A 19301-nucleotide genomic window follows, 5' to 3' on the forward strand; every position below is an offset into this window, starting at 1 on the left:
GCCGGCGCGGCCTGCTACCGGATCACGGTCCCGAAGCGGATGTCGTACGACGTCCCCGGGTGCATGGTGGCGAGCATCCGCTCCCCTTCTTCTACGACCTCTGCCCGCCGGCCCTTCGTCAACGCATCGAAGGGCTCGATGACGAGCGCACCCTCTTCCAGCTTCCACACCCCCGCCAGGAAGCCGTCGACCAGGAAGGTGCAGTAGAGCATGTTGCCCACCCAGCTGCGGCCCCTGTACTCGGGCGGTACGACCCGGGTGCGGTCGGCGTGGGAGAGGAGCAGGTTGTCGAACTCGGGGAGGAAGCGGGGCGGGGCGGGGGTGTCGGCGTCGGGGCGGGGTGCGTCCGGCAGGTCGAAGAGTTCGACGCCGTTCTCGTCGCGGAAGGTGACGAGCTGCGGGCGGAGCCGCTCGAAGGCGTCACGCAGCCGGGTCAGGCCGGCCCAGGTCTGCATGTCCTTGACGGAGGCGGGACCGAAGGCGGCGAGGTAGCGCAGGACGGTCGCGTCCGGGGCCGGGGTCGGTTCGGCGGGGCGGCCCAGCCAGTGCTCGGCGGTGGTCAGGGCGACCTGGCCACTCCTGCCCCACAGTCCGCGCGGGGTGACCTGGACGAGCGGGAGCCTGCAGCGGGCGGCGATGCCGAGGGACTGCGGGTCGGCGTCCGGCCACTCGGCGATCAGCGCCTCGCGCAACTGCTTCATGGTGCGCGGCTCTGCCTCGACCAGCTCCCGTGCGAGCGTGGCGAGCCGGTCGAGGTCCACGCCGGCAAGTCCCGTACGGAAGTTGGTGAGTTCGCGGTCGCGGGCGGGCTGGACGAGCGGGCGCAGGATGAGGCAGTCGTCGGCGGTGTGGGTGTGGATGGTCGAGCGCATGGAGACGATGCGGACGACCTCGCGGTCCGCCATCAGCCCGGACAGCTCCTCGGGGCCGAAGCCGTCGAGGCGGGCGGCGAGCGCGTAGTACGGCGGCTTGACGTTCTGCGCCTGGAGCCCGAGAAGATGCCCGACGGCGGCCTTCGCGCCGAGCGACGACCGCTGCAGCAGCAGCTGCCGTTCGAGGGTGGCGCGGTTGAGGTCGCGGGTACTGAGCACGGGACCGCTCGCGGCCGCCTTCCTGGTCGTGCCCCGCTTGGTCATGCCCTGCTCGGTCGTGCCCCGCTCGGTCGTGCCCTGCTCGGTCGTGCCCCGCTCGGTCGTGCCCCGCTCGGTCGTGCCCCGCTCGGTCGTGCCCCGCTCGGTCGTACTCCGCTTGCTCGCACTCCGCTTCGTCATGCTGTGCACGCTAGCGAGGCTCGCGGACACCTTCTGTCCGCAACCCGCGCCGAATCCCGGACCCGCCCGCCGCCCCGCCACCGTTTGCCCCGTATATCCTGCCCGGGATCACGCCAGCCGCAGGTTCGACCCGGGAGGCAGCCGCATGTCGGAGCGACGCGCCCGTCCGGCCTCCAAGAACGCGAGGAAGTCCGCCTGGCGCCGCGCGCTGACCCCACCGCAGCCGCCGGCGTCGAAGAACCCGCCGCCCGCGGCCGACCCGGCGCCCCCGGAACCGGCGGAGGTGGCCAGCGTCGTCCAGGCGGCGCTGTACCGGGACGGCGTCCGCGTCTCCGCCCCGGCCACCCTCGCCGAGACCTTCCGCGAACTGCGCGACCAGCCGTCCGGGATGGCATGGATCGGCCTCGCCCGCCCCACCGAGAGCGAACTCCTCTCCCTGGCCGCCGAGTTCGACCTGCACCCGCTGGCGGTCGAGGACGCGATGGAGGCCCACCAGCGTCCGAAACTGGAACGCTACGGCGACACGCTGTTCGTCGTCCTGCGGGCAGCCCGGTATCTCGACGCCCCGGAGGAGGTCGACTTCGGTGAGCTGCACGTGTTCGTGGGACGCGACTTCGTCATCACGGTCCGCCACGGAGCCGCCCCCGACCTCTCCGCGGTCCGCCGCCGCATGGAGGAGTCGCCGGAGCTGCTGAAGCTGGGCCCGGAGGCGGTCCTGTACGCCATCCTCGACGCGGTGGTCGACGGGTACGTACCGGTGGTCTCCGGCGTCCAGAACGACATCGACGAGATCGAGACCGAGGTCTTCCGCGGCGACCCGGAGGTCTCCCGCCGCATCTACGAACTCTCCCGCGAAATGGTCGAGTTCCAGCGCGCCACCCGTCCCCTGGTCGGCATGCTGCACGGCCTGATCGCCGGGTTCTCCAAGTACGGCACGGACGAGGAACTCCAACGCTACCTGCGGGACGTCGCCGACCACGTGACCCACACCAGCGAACGCGTGGACGTCTTCCGCCAGGCCCTCACCGACATCCTCACGGTGAACGCGACCCTGGTCACCCAGCAGCAGAACGCGGAGATGCGGGCGCTGGCGGAGGCGGGGTTCGAGCAGAACGAGGAGATCAAGAAAATCTCCAGCTGGGCGGCAATTCTCTTTGCTCCCACGCTCGTCGGAACCATCTACGGCATGAACTTCGAGCACATGCCCGAGCTGGGTTGGAGCTTCGGATACCCCTTCGCCATCGGCCTGATGGGGGTTGTCTGCATCACCTTGTACGTCATCTTCAAGCGGCGGGACTGGCTCTAGATTCCTCGCACCTCGCTCAGCCCTCTGTCTTCGCCCGCATGAAGGCATCGTCCGGCCGGCATGACCGACTTCCGCCACCGCACAAGAGCGTGCACCCGCACGTCGATCACCGGGCGGCCACTTCCCTGGCAGGGGGCAACACCTGGCCCCTCAGTGTTCGTGCGGCTCGTCCCGGTGGACCGGGCCGTGGGGCTCCTCGCAGTGCCCCGCGTCCTCGGTGGGCAGGAGGTCGCGGTCACCGGGCAGGGCCACCTGCAGGACCGGAGCCGGAGCGTGGTCGACCTGGAGGGTGGTGTGGGTGATGCCGTAGTCGTGGCGCAGGAGTTCCTCGAGGTCGCGGCGGACCGCGTGGCAGTCGCCGCCGGGCTCGCCCAGGATGTGCGCGGAGAGGGCAGCCTGGCCGGAGGTGATCTGCCAGACGTGCAGGTCGTGGACCTCGACGACCGTCGGTTCGGCGACCAGCTTGTCGCCGAGGGCGTCCGGGTCGACGTTGGCCGGGGCCGCCTCGAGGAAGATCCGGCCGGACTCGCGCAGCAGCCCGTAACCGGCCTTGACCATCAGGGCGACGACCACGAGGGTGGCGATCGCGTCGGCGCGGGCGAAGCCGGTCAGGACGACGATCAGCGCGGCGATCGCGGTGCCGATGAAGGCGAACAGGTCGTTGAGGATGTGCTGGTAGGCGCCCTCGACGTTGAGGGAGGAGCGGTTGGCCCTGGAGAGGCACCAGGTCGCCACCACGTTCACGACGATGCCGGCGAGCGCGGTGGCGAGCATCAGGCCGCCCTCGACCTGGGGCGGGGAGACCAGCCGGCGCACCGCCTCGTACGCCAGCCAGGTGCCCAGCAGGAGCAGGCTCAGGCCGTTCGCCTGGGCGGAGAGGATCTCGGCGCGCTTGAGGCCGTAGGTGTAACCGCCCTTGGCCGGGCGGGCGGCCAGCCGCATCGCGATCAGCGCGAGGACGATCGAGGCGGCGTCGGTGAGCATGTGCGCCGCGTCCGAGATCAGGGCCAGGGAAGCGGCGATGACACCGATGACGACCTCGACGGCCATGAAGGCGGTGATGAGGGTGAGGGCGATGGCCAGCCAGCGGCGGTCGGCATCGGCCGAGACGCCGTGGGAGTGTCCTGCGTGTCCGCCGGCGCCGTGGTCGTGGCCGGACCCGTGGTCGTGTCCCGGACCAGCCTCGTGCTCGTGGCCGTGATCGCTCATGCTGACGCCTTCCCCCTGATCTCCTGCGACGGTGTGCTGCTCGCAGTGAAACGCACGGACACGCCCATCACCAAAGGCTGCACCGGTCACCGTTGTCATGTGCGATAACGGGTCTCTGACCTGGAGGAACGCGAGGAACTCGGTGGGTCCCGGACATCGCCGTCCGCGGCCACCCGTACGGCGACGTCGTCGCCGCTGCGACGCACGACAACCTGGCCGTCTCCGGCATCGAGGACCAGGGCGGGGACGCGGCTCCGCCGACCGGAGACCTCACCCCGGTGAACGGCCCCACCCACCCCGACGTATACGACAAGGTGAATGCCCGTGCCCTCCGCGACCGTGCCGCCTGATCACCTGACCGGGCACGAGCGACGTGCCGGAGCAGGCCGGGCCGGCCACGCGGGAGCATACGCGCGGGCCGGTCTGTTCGCCGGGCTCGGCACCGTGCTCGCGACCTTCGGGCACCACGCGGTCGTCGAAGGCACGGTGCCCTGGCGGCTGGTGGCCGTGTTGATCCTGGCGCAGTTCGCGGCGGTCTGGCCGCTGGCACGACGCCGCTACGCGTCGGTCGCCACCATCGCCTTCACCCTGGCGATGCAGGGGGTACTGCACCTCGCGCTGTCCTATACGGACGGCGACACCTCGATGGCCGTGCCACAGCACGCGATGCACACCGGGCGCATGGCCGCTGCCACCGGCGACGGCCACGCCTGGCATCACGCCGGGGCGGCAATGACGACGGTGCACACCGCTGCCGCGCTGATCGTGGCCTGGCTGCTGCACCGGGCGGACGTACGGATGAGGGCCGCGCTCGGCACACTGCGCACGCTGGCCGGGGCCGCCGCAGCAGCCGTGGCACAGGTGCTGCCGCGGCCGGTGGCCGACCCGGACCGCGCGTTGCCCCGGCTGCCCGAGCGTCGTCCGGGCGGGTTGTCGGCGGTGGCGGCGCAGGCACGGGAGGAGGTACTGGAGCACGCGGTGGTGCGCAGGGGACCACCGCGACGGGAGCACCTTCCGGTCCTTCACCGGTCCCGGCATCTGCCGGACCGGAATCTCCCGTACCAGCAAGGAGTTCCCCTGTGTCCACGTCCACCCACTCGCCGGCGCGTGCCGGCCGCCGTGTCGCTCTCGCCGGTGCCGTCGCCCTGACGGCCACGCTCGCCCTGGCCGCGCCGGCCGCCGCGCACGCGGAGGTCGAGGCCGACCGTCCCCAGGCCCTCGCCGAGAACGTCACCCTCAGCTTCGTCTCCGAGGCGGAGTCCGACTCGGCCGGCTTCGGCAAGCTGCGCGTCGTGCTCCCCGAGGGCATAGCCCCAGGGGACATCACACTCGACGAGGCCCCGAAGGGATGGAAGCTGGCGGCTACGAACGACGGTTACACGCTTGGCGGTCCGGCCCTGAAGGCCGGCGTCGACGCCGAGCACAAGATCAAGGTCCGGCAACTGCCGGACGAGAAGGAACTGGTCTTCAAGACCGTCGAGACCTACAGCGACGGAGAAGTCTCCCGCTGGATCGAACTGCCCACCGGCGGCAAGGAACCCGAGCAGCCCGCTCCGGTCCTGAAGCTGAAGGCCGCGGCCGCGGGCGCCAAGACGGTCAGCCCCGGTCCGACCGTGAGCGCGACGCTCAGCCCGGCCCCGTCGGCCACCGAGTCGGACGTCGCCGCCGCTGCCTCCGACACGGACGCCAGGACCGCGGAGGCGGACGACAACAGCTCGACGGGCGTCCTCATCGGCGGTGTCCTCGCGGCGCTGGCCGTCCTCCTCGGCGGGGCATGGTGGCTGGTGCAGCGCCGCAAGGCGTCGTCGCAGAGCTGACGTCTTCGCTACGTGTCCGCCGCCACGCCGGTCGGGGGACACAAACGGCGGGGTCTACCGGGGCGCGCCCGGCGGGCCCCGCCGTTTTCCGCTTCCGGTGAAGACGACGACGCTACGACGCGCTCGGGGACGCGGCGGGGCCGAAGCCCCTCAACTGCCGGATGGTTCCGCCGAGTTTGGAGCGGAACCCCTCGAGCATCTCGGGCTGGGCACTGACGATCCAGCGGGGCCCGACGAGGTACTTGCCCCCGTATCCGCTGGCGCTGTCCAGCCAGAGTTCCTTGTACTGGTCCTCGGGGAAGGTGGTGATGAGGTAGTCGACCTTCTTCGTATGGCACACGCCCTGGCGCAGTTCCACCGCGTTGATGCGGATCTTGGGCTTGCAGCCGGTCAGGTTGGCGATCACCTCGACCTTCGCGGGCGCCACAACCCCGGCCTCGGGAGCGGCCGTCACGGACATCTTCGCCTGCTTGCGCTCCGCGGCGGTGTCGTCCTCGCCTCCGCTGCACGCGCTGGCCAGTGGGAGCAGGGCCAGGCCACCGACGAGCGCGGCGCCACGCGCCAGGCGGGAAGTGGTCCGAGTGCGTCCGGTACGTCCGCCACGCCCGCGTGACTGCTGCTGAAGCACGTGCCTCTCCGTCTCCGTGTGTCCGCGCTGCTCTGCCCGCTTCGACGGACAGGCGTACGGCAAGGGGTACGGGTGAACGCCGGTGGCTGTTCACGCCGTATGGCACTGGCGGGCGGCACGATGCGAGGCGCCGGGGCTGATGCCACAGGTCACTGCTGCGGGGTCAGGTGCAGCAACTGATCCCGGATTCAGGGGTGTTCGACGCCGAGCAGGTGGGCGAGACACTCATGGACATCACGCCGGGGCTGCCCGGGCCCGGGACGGACAACTTCCAGCGCTGGCCGCCGTGGCGGCCACTCGTCGTGGAGATCGCCCGCCGCGTACTCGACTGCACCGGCGGCACTCTGGTGATGCCCATGACCGTCCTGGTCGGGCAGTACTGGTGCGAGATCAGCACGGGCCTCGCCCAACATGCCATTCCGGTACCGCACTTCGTCCTCCACGCCGACCAGGACACCCTCCGCGGGCGCATCGCGGGCGACTCTGCGGAGGCCGTCAGGAGCTGAGGTCGACCCGGTGAGGTGCGCACAGTCCAGCAGGCCGGCACGGAGTGGGTCACCGAAGGTCGCTCCCGAGGGGATGCGTTTCGGCTGAAGTCGCGTCAGCCGACCATGTCGTAACAGGCCCGGGCCTCGGTGAAGCGGCCGGCGGCCAGGTCGTCCCGGCGGATCACCCAGTAGACGATGCCCTGGTCGCCTTCGGTCAGATTCTCGCCGCCGACTTCCGCGAGCAGCACCCAGTCGCCCGGGCCGCGGTCGCGATCGTTGACGGGATCGTCGTTCCACTGCCAGGGGTAGCCGCCCAACTGCACCACTCCGCCCGTCTGCATCTCGCTGCCGGTATACCACCACACGGTGCCCAGCGCGCTGCCGTGCGGGAACTCCTCCGTGTCCGAGCCGCGGTTGGGCAACGAGGGGTCGAGCGTCACATGGAGGTCTCGGGCCGGGTGGACCTGCGGCGGCCACTCGCCGCCCGCGGCGCGTTCGGACACGGGCGTGCCGGCCGGGACGTAGACGAGCCGGGACCACTCGCGATCGTCGCCCCACGGGTCGTCGTCCGTGTCCGCGAAGAAGAGCAGCGTGCCGTCCTTCGGCAGCGGGAGGTCCGTCGCGTCGGGCGGGATGGCCGCGAAGTCGACCATGACGAGGAACGGCAGGTCCGGCACGGGCTCGTCCTCGGGCAACGGCGGCAGCCCGCCGATCCGCCCGGCCGGCGGGCTGCCGGGCGGCACGCATTCGGCGGTGTCCAGCGACACGCAGGGGCGGACCGTGCCGAGCCACCGCTCGACCTCGTCCTCCGGAAGCCCGTCGCTGCGGGCTCGGTCACGGAACGGTGTCATCGAATTCATTGCGCTCATTTCGCAGAAGCGTGCGGCTACCTCGGTGACGACTGTCGTGGCTTCGGCTCACATCGAACACCGAGTTGAGCGCCAGAGTAGCCAACTGGCCCGCCGATTCACGGAGTTCGCCGACTCAAGGGCGGGGTGCCCACTTCACCGTCGGTGAGTGGGCACCCCGCCCTTGAGCGTTCCGGTGTTCAGCGCTTGGTGGTGCTGTTGAAGAGCGAGCGCGACCAGACGTAGCCGACCAGGGCGATACCGACGCACCAGGCGAGCGAGATCCAGCCGTCGTTGCCGATCTCCGAGCCGGAGAGCAGGCCGCGCAGGGTCTCGGTCATCGGCGTGAACGGCTGGTACTCGGCGAACCAGCGCAGGCCCGGCGCCATCGAGTCGGCCGGCACGAAGGCGGAGCCGAGGAACGGCAGGAACTGGATCAGCAGCGGCTTGTTGCTCGCGGACTCGACGGTCTTGGAGATCAGGCCGAGCGCCACGGACAGCCAGGTCACCGCGAAGGCGATGGCCGCGAGGAGGCCGGCCGCCGCGAGCCACTCCACCGGGTTCGCGTCGGGCCGGAAGCCGATCGCGAGCGCGACCCCCACGACGAGCACCATGCTCACCATGGTCGTGATGACGCTGCCGATGACATGACCCGTCATGAACGACGAGCGCGTGATGTTCATGGTGCGGAAGCGGTTGATGATGCCCTCGGTCATGTCGGTGCAGACCGCGATCGAGGTCGACATCGAGCCGGCGGCCACCCCCATGATGATGACGCCGGGCGTCAGATAGTTCAGATACGCGTCCCGGCCGCCGCCCATCCCGGCGCCGATCGAGTCCCCGAAGGCGTACACGAACAGCAGCAGCATCATGATGGGCATCATGGAGGCGCCCAGCGACACGGCCGGATAGCGCAGCGCGTGCTTGATGTTGCGCCGCAGCATCGTCGCCGAGTCGTGCACGGCGTAGGTGAGGGTGCTCATCGCAGGGTCTCCTTCATGTGCAGTGCGGTGTCGGTGGCGCCGTCGCCGGTCAGGGCGAGGAACACGTCGTCGAGGTCGGGGGTGTGCACGGAGAAGTCGGCGGCGCGGATGCCGGCGGCGTCGAGCCGGTCGATCAGGGCGCGCAGCGCGTCGAGACCGCCGTCGCCCGCGACCCGCAGAGCGAGTTCCTCGTCGTCACGGGCCGCGCCGGGGAAGGCGGCGGCCGCGCGCTCGTACTCGGCGGGCTCGGTGAACCGCAGCCGTACGTGGCTGCCGGGGATCTGCGCCTTGAGTTCGTCGGCGGTGCCCTCGGCGACGATCCGGCCGCCATCGAGGACGGCGATCCGGTCCGCCAACTGGTCGGCCTCGTCGAGGTATTGCGTGGTGAGGAAGACGGTGACGCCGCCCGCTACCAGCGAGCGCACGGTCTCCCACATGGTGCGGCGGCTGCGCGGGTCGAGCCCGGTCGTCGGCTCGTCGAGGAAGATCACCTGCGGGTCGCCGACCAGGGTCATGGCGAGGTCGAGGCGGCGGCGCATACCGCCGGAGAAGGTCGCAGCACGGTTGTGCGCCACGTCCGCGATGTCGAACCGCTCCAGCAACTCCTCGGCCCGCCTGCGTCCTTCGCGCTTGCCGAGGCGCAGCAGGTCGGCCATGAGGAGCAGGTTCTCCTCGGCGGTGAGCAGGTCGTCGAGTGCGGAGAACTGCCCGGTGACGCCGATCGCGGCGCGCACACCGTCCGGTGACGTGGCGACATCGTGGCCCGCGACCTGGGCCTGGCCGCCGTCGGCCGCGATGAGCGTGGACAGGATCTGCACGGTGGTGGTCTTGCCGGCGCCGTTCGGCCCGAGCAGCGCGAACACGGTGCCGACGGGGATGCGCAGATCGATGCCGTCGAGGACGGTCTTGTCGCCGTACGACTTGCGCAGATCGGCGGTGGAGACGGCGGCGGGTGGCTGCTGACCGTTGGCCCGCCTGGGCGTGGGCATGACAGATGAAGGCATGGGGCCCTCCCGTTCGAAGGCTGAGGTGACTGGGGAATCGGAAGAGGTGAGGCGCCCTCCCGGGGGAGGGAGGGGGAGAGACGAGGTGACTCAGGCCTTGGCGCGGAGGACGTCGATGTTGCCCCAGTTGGTCCGTGCCCGTACCCGGACGGTGTCCTCGGTCTGCTCCGGGGCCTCGGACGTGGCGAGCCTGTTGCGCACCTGCCCGCGGTTGGAGCTGACCTCGAGCCAGGCGGCGGTGCCCTCGCGGATGCCGATCTCGATGGAGCCGTTGGAGGTCTCCAACTGGACGGTTCCCCGGGCGACTTCGGCGAGGCGCAGGAGGCCGTTGGTCGTGGTGCCGGTGACCGACGCCTCGGCGCGCGCGATGTCCATGGGGCCGTTGGCGCCGCTCATCCGCAGCTCGCCGGTCACGGTGCCGACGGTCGTGGTGCCGTGCGAGTTCTTCAGGACGGCGGGGCCGTCGACGATGCCGACGCGCACATTGCCGGTGCTGCTGGTGATCTCGGCCGTGCCCTCGACCCGGTCCACGGTGATCGAGGCGTGCGACGCGGTCAGCTTCAGCGGGCCGGTGGTGTCGAGGCGGACGTCGCCGGCCGTCACCTTCACACGGACCTCGCCGAGCCGGCCCTCGCCGATCACACTGGCCGCGGCGCCGGCCACGTCCACCTGCGAGCCCGTGGGCAGTTCGACCGTCACGTCGACGGCTCCGGAGGGCCCGATGAGACGGCGCCCCTTGGGCGTCCTGATGGTCAACAGACCGCTCGCGTACCGCACTTCGGTCTGTTCGGCCGCCCGTACGTCCTGGTCCTTCTTCGGGTCGCGGGGCTGCACCTCGACGAGGGTGTCGAGCCGGTCGGCGGCGATGAACCGGATGGATCCCGCGTCCACCTGGGCGGTGGCCGAGATCGGTTCGGGAGTGTCGAAGGGAGCGTCGAAAGAAGGCATGGCTGTCCCGTCCTCTTGGGTCTCAGGTGAAATTCCGGGTGAATTCGGGCGGGCGGGGCGCGCGGCTAGCGCACCCAGCCCGTGAAGCTCTGTCCGACGGTGCGGGTCTTCTCCGCCGTACGTGCCGTACGCGGCGCGGCACCGCCGTCGACCGCCGCCGACACGGCCCGCACCAGCCACGCGTTGACCGACAGGCCCTCGCGGCTCGCGGCCTCCTCGGCGCGCGTCTTGAGGTGGGCGGGCAGGCGCAGGTTGACGCGGGCGGTGCCGCCGTCGTCGCCGTCGGCGGGTGCCGGGGCCGGCGCCATGAGCGGCTCGGCGGGCCCGCTCACACCCTCGTACGCCTCGTCGGCCGCCGGCCGTGTCACCACGAAGTCGGGGTCGAGCCCGCGCAGCCGTACGTCGACGGAGCCCGGGGCGAGTTCACGGGTGATCTCGTCCATCGCGGCGGAGAGCACATTGAGCATCGTCAGTCGGGTCGCCGACTCCAGCGGAGCGGTGAGCCGCTCGGCCAGCTCGCGGGCTTCCTCGCCACCGGCTTCGGCGGCCACCGCGAGTTCGCGGCGGAGGTTGTCGACATAGGGCGTGAGGTCCATGTGCGCCATAGTGGCACCACTCTGGCGCCATACGCAAGCCCGTAAGGAGAGCAATCACGAACCGGGATCGCCATATACGTCTCGACCTGCGAAAACACGCCGACACCGAGTTGCGTCAACACGGTGCCACATGGAGCCTCTCCCCCCTCTGGCACACCCGGTGGCACCACGTGATGCCACTGTGGCCCATCCGTCGGACCGGAGCCGGGCGGGCCGATCGAGGGACATTGCGTGTGTCACCGGGGTCGGCCGAGACGCGGAGCGCAAGGGTGGCCGCCATGAAGAAGATGATTCGCCTGCTCGCGTTGTCGACCGTTCTCACCTGCCTGCTCGGCGCCGCCGCCACGGGACCGAAGGAGGGGGAGCAGTACTTCCGGCTCAAGCACCGGGTCACCGGCGTGGACGCCCGGCAGGTGGTGGAGGTGTTCTGGTACGACTGCCCGGACTCGTACAAGTTCGAGAAGCCGCTGGAGGCCTGGGCCGCACGGCAGAGTCCCGCGGTGAAGGTGGTGCGGATCCCCGCCGCCTGGACCGACCAGCCCGACCAACTCGCCTACGCCCGCCTGTACTACACGCTGGACCGGCTCGGCCTCGCGGAGCGGGAGGCCCTTCCGGTCTTCCATGCCGTGCGGGACCAGCACCGCAAGCTCACCACCGAGAAGAACGTCCTGGCATGGGCGGCCACACAGGGGCTCGACGTGAGCAGGGTCCGAGCCGCCTACAGGTCCAAGCAGGTCACCGATGCCGTCAAGGCGGCACCCGCTCTCCGTGAGCGCTACCAGGTGGTCGAAGAGCCCACCGTGGTAGTCGGCGGGCGCTTCCGCACTTCGCCGCTCCAGGTCGGCAGTGCTGCCGACACCCTCTCGGTGATGGACCACCTCTATCGCACCGCGGCGCACCGCTGAGCGATCGGCTGAGTGATCGGCTGAGCGATTGGCTGTGCGATTGGCGGCAAGGAGCAGGCGGACGGGTCAACCGTCCGCCTGCAGCCATGTGGTGAGGGCCCACCACCAGTGCAGGGTGTGCAGGGGGCCCGAAGCCCCGTCCGTGGGCAGGTCGGTGGGGGCGCCGCCGGTGATCTGCTGGAGGCGGCCGAGGCGGTAGCGCACGGTGTTGGGGTGGGTGGACAGGGCCGCCGCCGTCTGGTCGAGGCGACGGCCGGTGTCGAGGAACGTCCGTGCGGTGAGAGCTAGTTGGCGGTGGAAGTCGTCCGCCGGGTCCAGAGTGTCCAGCAGGCGGCGGCTCAAGTAGGCGCCCAGGAGCGGCTGTTCGGCCAGGGCGAGTTCGGCGGCGAGGTCCGTGAGGTCGTACAGACCGACCCGGCCTCCCGCCCTGCCGAGGTCGACAGCCCGCACGCACAGCCGGTACAGCGCGCGCAGTTCCGCCGCGGGAGCCGCCGGTGCCACGACGACCAGGGCGCCGGGCGCGATCGGCTCGGGCCCGGGCGGGCGGGGACAGAGCCCGGCGACGTGGCCGTCGAGGAGGGCCGAGACCGGCAGGGCGCCCGGGTGGGCCACGGTCGCGGCGAAGCAGTGGTGCAGGCCGTCGGCGCTCGGCCGGATGCCGGCCCGGGTCAACTCCTCGGCGGGCGGGACGACTCCGCCGAGGAGCAGTTGCCGCAGCAGCCGTCCGCGGCTTCCGTCCGGCTCACGCGGGGTGTTCTGTTCCGCGGCCCGGTAGCCGTTGACCACATGGCGCTCGACCGCGTCGCCGTACTCCTTCATGCGCAGGACCACCGAGAGGAGTGCCCCGTCGGGGACTCCGGCGGTGCGGCAGCGGTCCACGGCGATCTCCACGGCGCGGGTGAGCGCGGCCTGCACGCCCCGCAGCACGGCGGTCACCGTGACCCCCTGGACGGCACGGTCGGCGCCCAGCAACAGGGCGGCGGTGAAGTCCTGTTCGTCGACGGACTCGACGCGGTCGAGGGAGGTGAACCACGGGCCGGCCGCCAGGATCAGCGCGGTGACGTGCGAACGGGTCTCCGCCTCGCCGAGCAGGCCCAGTTCGGGTGACCGGGTCCGGGCGGCGCGGACGAGTTCCCCGCAGACGTCCGCGTCGTCGGCCATGTGCCGCAGGATGTCGGCGACCGGCTCGGGTCCGTGCACGACGGTCATGGGCCCCCTCCTGGCGTCCCCGCATGTCGCCGGGCCACAACGCGGCGGCCCTCGCGTTGACGCCCGGCCACTACCGCAAGGGCGTGACGAGCTGGTTTCCTGTGGGCTACCGACGGTAACAGCGCGGTTCTCGCAGGAACACCTTTGCACTCCCTTGACTTCTCCCTGTCCCTGCCCGCCCCGCCCCTCCTGCCCCGTCCTCTCTCGCCCCTCTCGACCTTCCCGTCCTCTCTCGCCGCTCTCACCTCTCTCGACCTTCCCGTCCCTCTCGCCTCTCTGTTCTCCCCTTTCTCCTTTCTCCGTCCCCTCCCATCCCATCCCCTCCCGTCCCCTCGCGGAAGGCAGTCCATGGACAACTCCGTTCCCCCTGCCGGGATCACCCGCCGCCGCGCGCTGACCGTGGCCGGCGGGGTGCTGGCCACGGCCGCCCTCGCCCAGACCTTTCCCGCCTCCGCCGCCGAGTCCCAGGACGCGGACGCGATCGTGGTGGGCCATGGTCTCGCCGGGCTCGTCGCGACCGCCGAACTCGCCGCCGCGGGACGCAAGGTGCTGCTCCTGGACCAGGAGCCCGAGGCGAGCCTGGGCGGGCAGGCGTTCTGGTCGTTCGGCGGGCTGTTCTTCGTCGACTCCGACGAACAGCGCCTGATGGGCATCAAGGACTCGAAGGAACTCGCCTGGCAGGACTGGCTCGGCGCGGCCGGCTTCGACCGCGGCATCGACGACGCGGGCGGGCAGGACCACTGGGCGTACAAGTGGGCCGAGGCGTATGTGGACTTCGCCTCCGGGGAGAAGCGGTCCTGGCTCGCAGGGCTCGGCGTGCAGTGGTTCCCCATCGTGGGCTGGGCCGAGCGCGGCGGCGGCCTCGCGGACGGGCACGGCAACTCGGTGCCGCGCTTCCACGTCACCTGGGGCACCGGACCGGCCGTGGTCGAGCCCTTCGAGAAGAAGGTCAGGGCCGCGGTGTCCGCCGGGAACGTCACCTTCAAATTCCGGCACCGCGTCGACGAGTTGGTGACGACCGGCGGTGCGGTCACCGGCGTGCGCGGCGCGGTCCTGGAGCCGAGCAGCGCCGCCCGCGGCAAGCCGAGTTCCCGTACGGTCGTCGGCGACTTCGAGCTGCGCGCCCCGGTGGTGGTCGTCACCTCGGGCGGCATCGGCGCCAACCACGATCTCGTACGGCAGAACTGGCCGGCCCGGCTCGGCACCCCGCCCAAGTTCATGGTCACCGGAGTGCCCGCGCACGTGGACGGCCGCATGCTCGCGATCACCGAGAAGGCGGGCGGGCGGATCGTCAACCCCGACCGGATGTGGCACTACACCGAGGGCCTGCGCAACTACGACCCGATCTGGCCGAACCACGGCATCCGGATCCTGCCGGGTCCGTCGTCGATGTGGTTCGACGCGAAGGGCCGCCGCTTCAACACGCCCGACATTCCCGGGTACGACACCCTGCACACCCTGAAGTCGATCACCGACTCCGGTTACGACTACTCCTGGTTCGTCACCACCCAGAAGATCATCGCCAAGGAGTTCGCGCTCTCCGGGTCGGAACAGAACCCGGACCTGACCAACAAGGACATCTGGAAGCTGCTCTCCCGGATCTGGCAGACGCCGGAGCCGATCGAGCGGTTCAAGGAGAAGGGCGAGGACTTCGTCGTCGCCTCCACCCTGTCCGAACTCGTCGCCGGGATGAACAAGTTGACGGGTGACGGCCTGATCGACCTCGCCGACTTCAAGCGGCAGATCGACGCCCGCGACCGGGAGATCGACAACCCGTACACCAAGGACGTCCAGGTGATGGGCATCCGCAACGCGCTCAACTACCCCGGGGACTCCCTCAGTCGTACGGCGTCGGCGCACAAGATCCTCGACACGAGCGCCGGTCCGCTGATCGCCGTACGTCTCAACGTCCTCACCCGCAAGACGCTGGGCGGCCTCCAGACCGACCTGTCCGGACGGGTGCTGGACTCCTCCGGGTCGCCCGTGCCCGGTCTGTACGCGGCCGGGGAGGTCGCCGGCTTCGGCGGCGGCGGAGTCCACGGCTACCGCTCCCTGGAGGGCACCTTCCTGGGCGGCTGCCTTTTCTCCGGCCGCCGGGCGGGACGCGCGGCGGCGGAGGCGACGGCGACGTGAACCGGGTGCCGGGCGGATTGCGGGAGCTCAGCGGTAGGTGAGCAGCCGGCGTCGGTCGCCGGTGAAGTGGGCGTGGTCGTTGAAGGTCAGCAGGCTGGTCCCGGAGCCGCCCATGACGAGGGTCGTGACGGAGGCGTTGACGACGACACGGTTGAGGGCGACCACTCCGGCGGCCGGCAGGGACAGCAGCGTGCCGCAGAGCGCGGCGAGCACGCCGCCCGAGGTGACGACGACCGCGTCGCGGCCCTTGCCGAGGGCCGCGGACAACTCGGCCAGCGCCGTGGCCGCCCCGCCCGCGAATGCCGTCCAGCCGGTGGGGCCCGTGTCGGTGGTGTCCTCGATCCACAACCCCAGGGCGCGGTCCAGGACTTCCTGCACGGCACGGGAGTCCGCCCGGCCGACCGGCGCGGAGTGAGGGTGCGGGTAGCGGGACGTCAGGGCATCGGGGTCGTACTCGTTCCAGCGCGGGTCCTCCAGCGAGGGCTTCTCGAAACCGGCGGCGTCGGCGAGGAGTTGGGCGGTGTCGCGCTGGCGGACGAGAGTGCCGGAGACGAAGTGCGGGTCGCGCAGACCGCGGCGGGCCAGTTCGCGGCCGACGGCGGTGGCCTGTTCGCGGCCGAGGGCCGACAGGACGTCGTAGTCCTGCGCGCCGAAAGAGGCCTGCCCATGGCGGACGAGGCAGATGAGCGGCATACGGATGTTCCTGCTTCCCGGCATGTCGGCGGCTGGTGCGGTGGATCGTCGAACGGCGATGTCGATCACGGTAGTTGACGGCGCCGCGACGTCGCGGTCGGCATCGTCCCCTCCATCAAACAGCCAAGCGCGTGCAAAGCGCGGATGACGAAACCGTTGACGGGGGCATGCCCGCACTTTTATCTTCTGGCCGGAATCACGAACTGCGTTCGAAATCACGAACGTCTAGTCGGGAAATACGGACAGGGACGGTCTCGTATGCCTCAGACCCACGCCAGCACGCGCCGCAGACCGCTCCTCCTCTGCGTGCTCGCCGTACTCATCTCGCTGGTGGCGGCGACGCAACCCGCGTCCGCGGCGGACGGCCGCCCGTACACCAACCCGCTCAAGTCGTCCAAGGGCGCCGACCCCTGGCTGGAGTACTACGACGGCAACTACTACCTGATCACCACGACGTTCACCGGCATCCTCGGCATGCGCAAGTCGCCGACGCTCGCCGGGCTCGCCACCGCGCCCAACGTCCAGGTGTGGTCGGACACCACCTCGACGCGCAACACCAACATCTGGGCGCCGGAGATCCACTTCATCGACGGCCACTGGTACCTGTACTACTCGGCCGGCCAGAGCGGCGTGGCCTGCTGCGACTCGCAGCGCACCCATGTCCTTCAGAGCGCGGGCACCGACCCGCTGGGCCCGTACACGTACAAGAACACGCTGACCGGGTCCAACCTCTCCCCGAACGGCTGGTTGATCGACGCGAGCGTGCTGCAGACGGGCGGCAAGCTGTACCTGGTCGGCAGCGGGTTCGTGAACGGCGGTACGCAGAGCCTGGTCATCGCGCCGATGAGCAACCCGTACACGCTTTCCAGCAGCACCTTCACCGTCATCTCCAGTCCGACGCTGGACTGGGAGAAGTCGGGCGCGCCGGTCAACGAGGGCCCGGAGCCGCTGTATCACAACGGCCGGACCTTCCTGAGCTACTCGGCGAGCTACTGCCAGACCGCCGACTACAAGCTGGGCCAGCTGGAGTTGACGGGTTCGGACCCGCTCAGCGCTTCGTCGTGGACGAAGAAGTCGACGCCGGTCTTCCAGCGCAGTGACGCCAACGGCGTGTACGGGCCCGGGCACAACGGCTTCTTCACCTCGCCCGACGGCACCGAGAGCTGGATCGTCTACCACGCCAACTCGTCCTCCTCCGGCGGCTGCGGCAACGGACGGACCACTCGCGCGCAGAAGTTCACCTGGAACTCGGACGGCACCCCGAACTTCGGCACCCCGGTCGCGCTCGGCACCTCGCTGCCCGGCCCGTCCGGCGAGGCGGCGGCGACCCCGACCTCGTACACCCTCGTCAACCGCAACAGCGGCAAGTGCCTGGACGTCGCGGGCGGTGCCACCGCCGACGGCACCAACGTCCAGCAGTGGACCTGCAACGGCGGCACCAACCAGAAGTGGAAGGTGGAGGATCTGGCCGACGACACCAACCGGCTGGTGAACGTGGCCACCGGCAAGGTGCTGGACACCGCCGACTGCTCCGCCGCGGACGGGGCCGACATCCGGCAGTGGTCCTGGCTGAACAACAAGTGCCAGCGCTCCCGGCTCGTCTTCACGGCGACCGGTGACTACGTCCGGATCGTGAACGAGAACAGCGGCAAGGTCGCGGACGTGGCCGACTGCTCCACCGCGAACGGCGCCGACGTACGCCAGTGGACCTGGCTGAACAACACCTGCCAGCAGTGGCGGCTCGTCCCCACCACCTGACCGTCCACGCGTATCCCCCTCGTTCCGAAACCTCGGAAAACTCGGAGAACTCCCTTGAGACGCAACGCCGTTCGCCTGCTGCTGGCCGCGCTCATGGCCGTCGCGGGCTGCCTCGCCGGACCGGGCTCCGCCGCCCACGCGGCCGTGCCCGACTCCCCCGCCGTGACGTACACCAACCCGATCGCGGAGAAGCGCGCCGACCCGCACATCTACAAACACACCGACGGCTACTACTACTTCACCGCGACGGTCCCCGAGTACGACCGCATCGTGCTGCGCCGGGCCACCACCATCCAGGGCCTGTCGACGGCCCCCGAGACCACGATCTGGACCAAGCACGCCAGCGGCGTGATGGGCGCGCACATCTGGGCGCCGGAGATCCACTACATCGACGGCAAGTGGTACGTGTACTTCGCCGCCGGGTCGACCAGTGACCAGTGGGCGATCCGGATGTACGTCCTCGAGGGCACCGGCGCCAACCCGCTCACCGCCACCTGGGCGGAGAAGGGCCAGATCAAGACCACCTGGGAGAGCTTCTCGCTCGACGCCACCACTTTCGTGGTGAACGGCGTCCGCTATCTCGCCTGGGCCCAGCGCAACCCGTCCGAGAGCAACAACACCAGCCTGTTCATCGCCAAGTTGGCCAACCCCTGGACGATTCAAGGGACTCCGGCCGAGATCTCCCAGCCCACGCTGTCCTGGGAGACCGTCGGCTACAAGGTCAACGAGGGCCCCGCGGTCATCCAGCACGGCGGCAAGGTGTTCATGACGTACTCGGCGAGCGCCACGGACGCCAACTACTGCCTGGGGATGCTCACCGCCTCCGCGACCGCCGACCTGACCGACCCGGCGTCCTGGTCGAAGGGTGCGCAGCCGGTCTTCACGTCGAACGACTCGACCTCGCAGTACGGCCCGGGCCACAACTCCTTCACCGTCTCCGAGGACGGAAAGTCGGACATCCTCGTCTACCACGACCGCAGCTACAAGGACATCACCGGTGACCCGCTCAACGACCCCAACCGCCGCACCCGCGTCCAGAAGGTCTACTGGAAGGCGGACGGCACCCCCGACTTCGGCATCCCCGTCGCCGACGGGGTCACCCCGCAGCGCTTCTCGTCGTACAACTACCCGGACCGGTTCATCCGCCACTACGACTTCCGCGCCCGCATCGAGGCGAACACCAGCCCGCTCGCGGACTCGCAGTTCCGGGTCGTGACGGGCCTGGCCGGCAGCGGCACCGTGTCGCTGGAGTCGGCCAACTACCCCGGCTACTACCTGCGTCACAAGAACTTCGAGGTCTGGGTGGAGAAGAACGACGGCACGTCGACGTTCGCCTCCGACGCCACCTTCTACCAGCGGGCGGGTCTCGCCGACTCGGCGGGCGTCTCCTACGAGTCGTACGGCTACGCGGGCCGTTACGTCCGCCACTACAACTACCTGCTGTACGTGCAGACTCCGAGCACGGCGACGGACAAGGGGGACGCCACCTTCTACCGGCAGTAGGA

General features: G+C 70.3%; 17 protein-coding genes and 1 pseudogene. 8 read left to right on the top strand and 10 right to left on the bottom strand.

The window, feature by feature from the left end; translation table 11 throughout:
• Positions 1 to 14: 14 nt before the first annotated feature.
• The gene (locus tag OG303_RS12680; RefSeq protein ID WP_405877225.1) at positions 15 to 1136 is read right to left on the bottom strand and encodes a winged helix DNA-binding domain-containing protein; all 1122 of its coding nucleotides are present in this window, start codon (positions 1134 to 1136) and stop codon (positions 15 to 17) included.
• A gap of 280 nt (positions 1137 to 1416) precedes the next feature.
• Between OG303_RS12680 and OG303_RS12685 the strand changes: the two genes are divergently transcribed.
• Entirely contained in the window at positions 1417 to 2577 is a 1161-nt protein-coding gene (locus OG303_RS12685; RefSeq protein WP_405867914.1) for a magnesium and cobalt transport protein CorA, read from the top strand.
• A gap of 150 nt (positions 2578 to 2727) precedes the next feature.
• Here OG303_RS12685 and OG303_RS12690 read toward each other — a convergent pair whose 3' ends face one another.
• Entirely contained in the window at positions 2728 to 3786 is a 1059-nt protein-coding gene (locus tag OG303_RS12690) for a cation diffusion facilitator family transporter (protein ID WP_405867916.1), read from the bottom strand.
• A gap of 324 nt (positions 3787 to 4110) precedes the next feature.
• Here OG303_RS12690 and OG303_RS12695 point away from each other — a divergent pair, with 324 nt between their 5' ends.
• Together OG303_RS12695 and OG303_RS12700 are read left to right on the top strand one after the other, a co-directional pair.
• Positions 4111 to 4935 carry a hypothetical protein gene (locus OG303_RS12695; RefSeq protein WP_405867918.1) on the top strand — a complete coding sequence of 275 codons (825 nt, stop codon included), beginning with the start codon at positions 4111 to 4113 and terminating at the stop codon, positions 4933 to 4935.
• Positions 4866 to 5603, top strand: a complete 738-nt coding sequence (locus tag OG303_RS12700; RefSeq protein WP_405867920.1) for a DUF1775 domain-containing protein — start codon at positions 4866 to 4868, stop codon at positions 5601 to 5603. The genes OG303_RS12695 and OG303_RS12700 overlap by 70 nt, the downstream gene beginning before the upstream one ends.
• 112 nt (positions 5604 to 5715) lie before the next feature.
• On the opposite strand, the gene OG303_RS12705 is transcribed toward OG303_RS12700, so the two are convergent.
• Positions 5716 to 6231, bottom strand: coding sequence for a hypothetical protein (locus OG303_RS12705; protein ID WP_405867921.1), 516 nt, complete (start codon positions 6229 to 6231; stop codon positions 5716 to 5718).
• 227 nt (positions 6232 to 6458) lie between these two features.
• Here OG303_RS12705 and OG303_RS12710 point away from each other — a divergent pair.
• A pseudogene (locus OG303_RS12710) lies at positions 6459 to 6716 on the top strand (ATP-binding protein); the annotation flags it as partial.
• A 116-nt stretch (positions 6717 to 6832) separates the two neighbouring features.
• On the opposite strand, the gene OG303_RS12715 reads toward OG303_RS12710, so the two are convergent.
• The 5 genes from OG303_RS12715 to OG303_RS12735 all read right to left on the bottom strand — a co-directional run bounded on the left by OG303_RS12715 (position 6833) and on the right by OG303_RS12735 (position 11098).
• On the bottom strand, positions 6833 to 7570 hold the full coding sequence (locus tag OG303_RS12715; protein WP_405867922.1) for a DUF1963 domain-containing protein: 738 nt from the start codon (positions 7568 to 7570) through the stop codon (positions 6833 to 6835).
• 197 nt (positions 7571 to 7767) lie between these two features.
• Positions 7768 to 8550 (bottom strand): ABC transporter permease, encoded by a 783-nt coding sequence (locus OG303_RS12720; RefSeq protein WP_405867924.1) that lies wholly within the window; start codon positions 8548 to 8550, stop codon positions 7768 to 7770.
• A complete protein-coding gene (locus OG303_RS12725; protein ID WP_405877227.1) occupies positions 8547 to 9539 on the bottom strand; it encodes an ATP-binding cassette domain-containing protein in 993 nt (330 codons plus the stop codon). The genes OG303_RS12720 and OG303_RS12725 overlap by 4 nt, the downstream gene beginning before the upstream one ends.
• A 105-nt stretch (positions 9540 to 9644) precedes the next feature.
• Entirely contained in the window at positions 9645 to 10502 is an 858-nt protein-coding gene (locus OG303_RS12730) for a DUF4097 family beta strand repeat-containing protein (RefSeq protein WP_405867926.1), read from the bottom strand.
• Positions 10503 to 10567: 65 nt separating this feature from the next.
• Positions 10568 to 11098 (bottom strand): hypothetical protein, encoded by a 531-nt coding sequence (locus OG303_RS12735; protein ID WP_405867927.1) that lies wholly within the window; start codon positions 11096 to 11098, stop codon positions 10568 to 10570.
• Between the two features lie 278 nt (positions 11099 to 11376).
• Between OG303_RS12735 and OG303_RS12740 the strand changes: the two genes are divergently transcribed.
• A complete protein-coding gene (locus OG303_RS12740) occupies positions 11377 to 12003 on the top strand; it encodes a thiol:disulfide interchange protein DsbA/DsbL (RefSeq protein WP_405867929.1) in 627 nt (208 codons plus the stop codon).
• A gap of 66 nt (positions 12004 to 12069) precedes the next feature.
• Here the strand turns inward: OG303_RS12740 and OG303_RS12745 are convergent, their stop codons facing one another.
• Positions 12070 to 13212, bottom strand: coding sequence for a helix-turn-helix domain-containing protein (locus OG303_RS12745; protein WP_405867931.1), 1143 nt, complete (start codon positions 13210 to 13212; stop codon positions 12070 to 12072).
• Between the two features lie 348 nt (positions 13213 to 13560).
• Between OG303_RS12745 and OG303_RS12750 the strand changes: the two genes are divergently transcribed.
• Positions 13561 to 15345, top strand: a complete 1785-nt coding sequence (locus OG303_RS12750; RefSeq protein WP_405867932.1) for an FAD-binding dehydrogenase — start codon at positions 13561 to 13563, stop codon at positions 15343 to 15345.
• 27 nt (positions 15346 to 15372) lie between these two features.
• Here OG303_RS12750 and OG303_RS12755 read toward each other — a convergent pair whose 3' ends face one another.
• Positions 15373 to 16038, bottom strand: coding sequence for a histidine phosphatase family protein (locus OG303_RS12755; protein ID WP_405867933.1), 666 nt, complete (start codon positions 16036 to 16038; stop codon positions 15373 to 15375).
• Positions 16039 to 16296: 258 nt separating this feature from the next.
• On the opposite strand from OG303_RS12755, the gene OG303_RS12760 reads away from it, so the two are divergent.
• Positions 16297 to 17796: a family 43 glycosylhydrolase gene (locus OG303_RS12760; RefSeq protein ID WP_405867935.1), complete on the top strand. Its 1500-nt coding sequence runs from the start codon at positions 16297 to 16299 to the stop codon at positions 17794 to 17796.
• Between the two features lie 54 nt (positions 17797 to 17850).
• Positions 17851 to 19299: a family 43 glycosylhydrolase gene (locus OG303_RS12765; RefSeq protein ID WP_405867937.1), complete on the top strand. Its 1449-nt coding sequence runs from the start codon at positions 17851 to 17853 to the stop codon at positions 19297 to 19299.
• Positions 19300 to 19301 lie beyond the last annotated feature (2 nt).

It is taken from the genome of Streptomyces sp. NBC_00005, from assembly GCF_045160215.1.
Classification (GTDB): domain Bacteria; phylum Actinomycetota; class Actinomycetes; order Streptomycetales; family Streptomycetaceae; genus Streptomyces.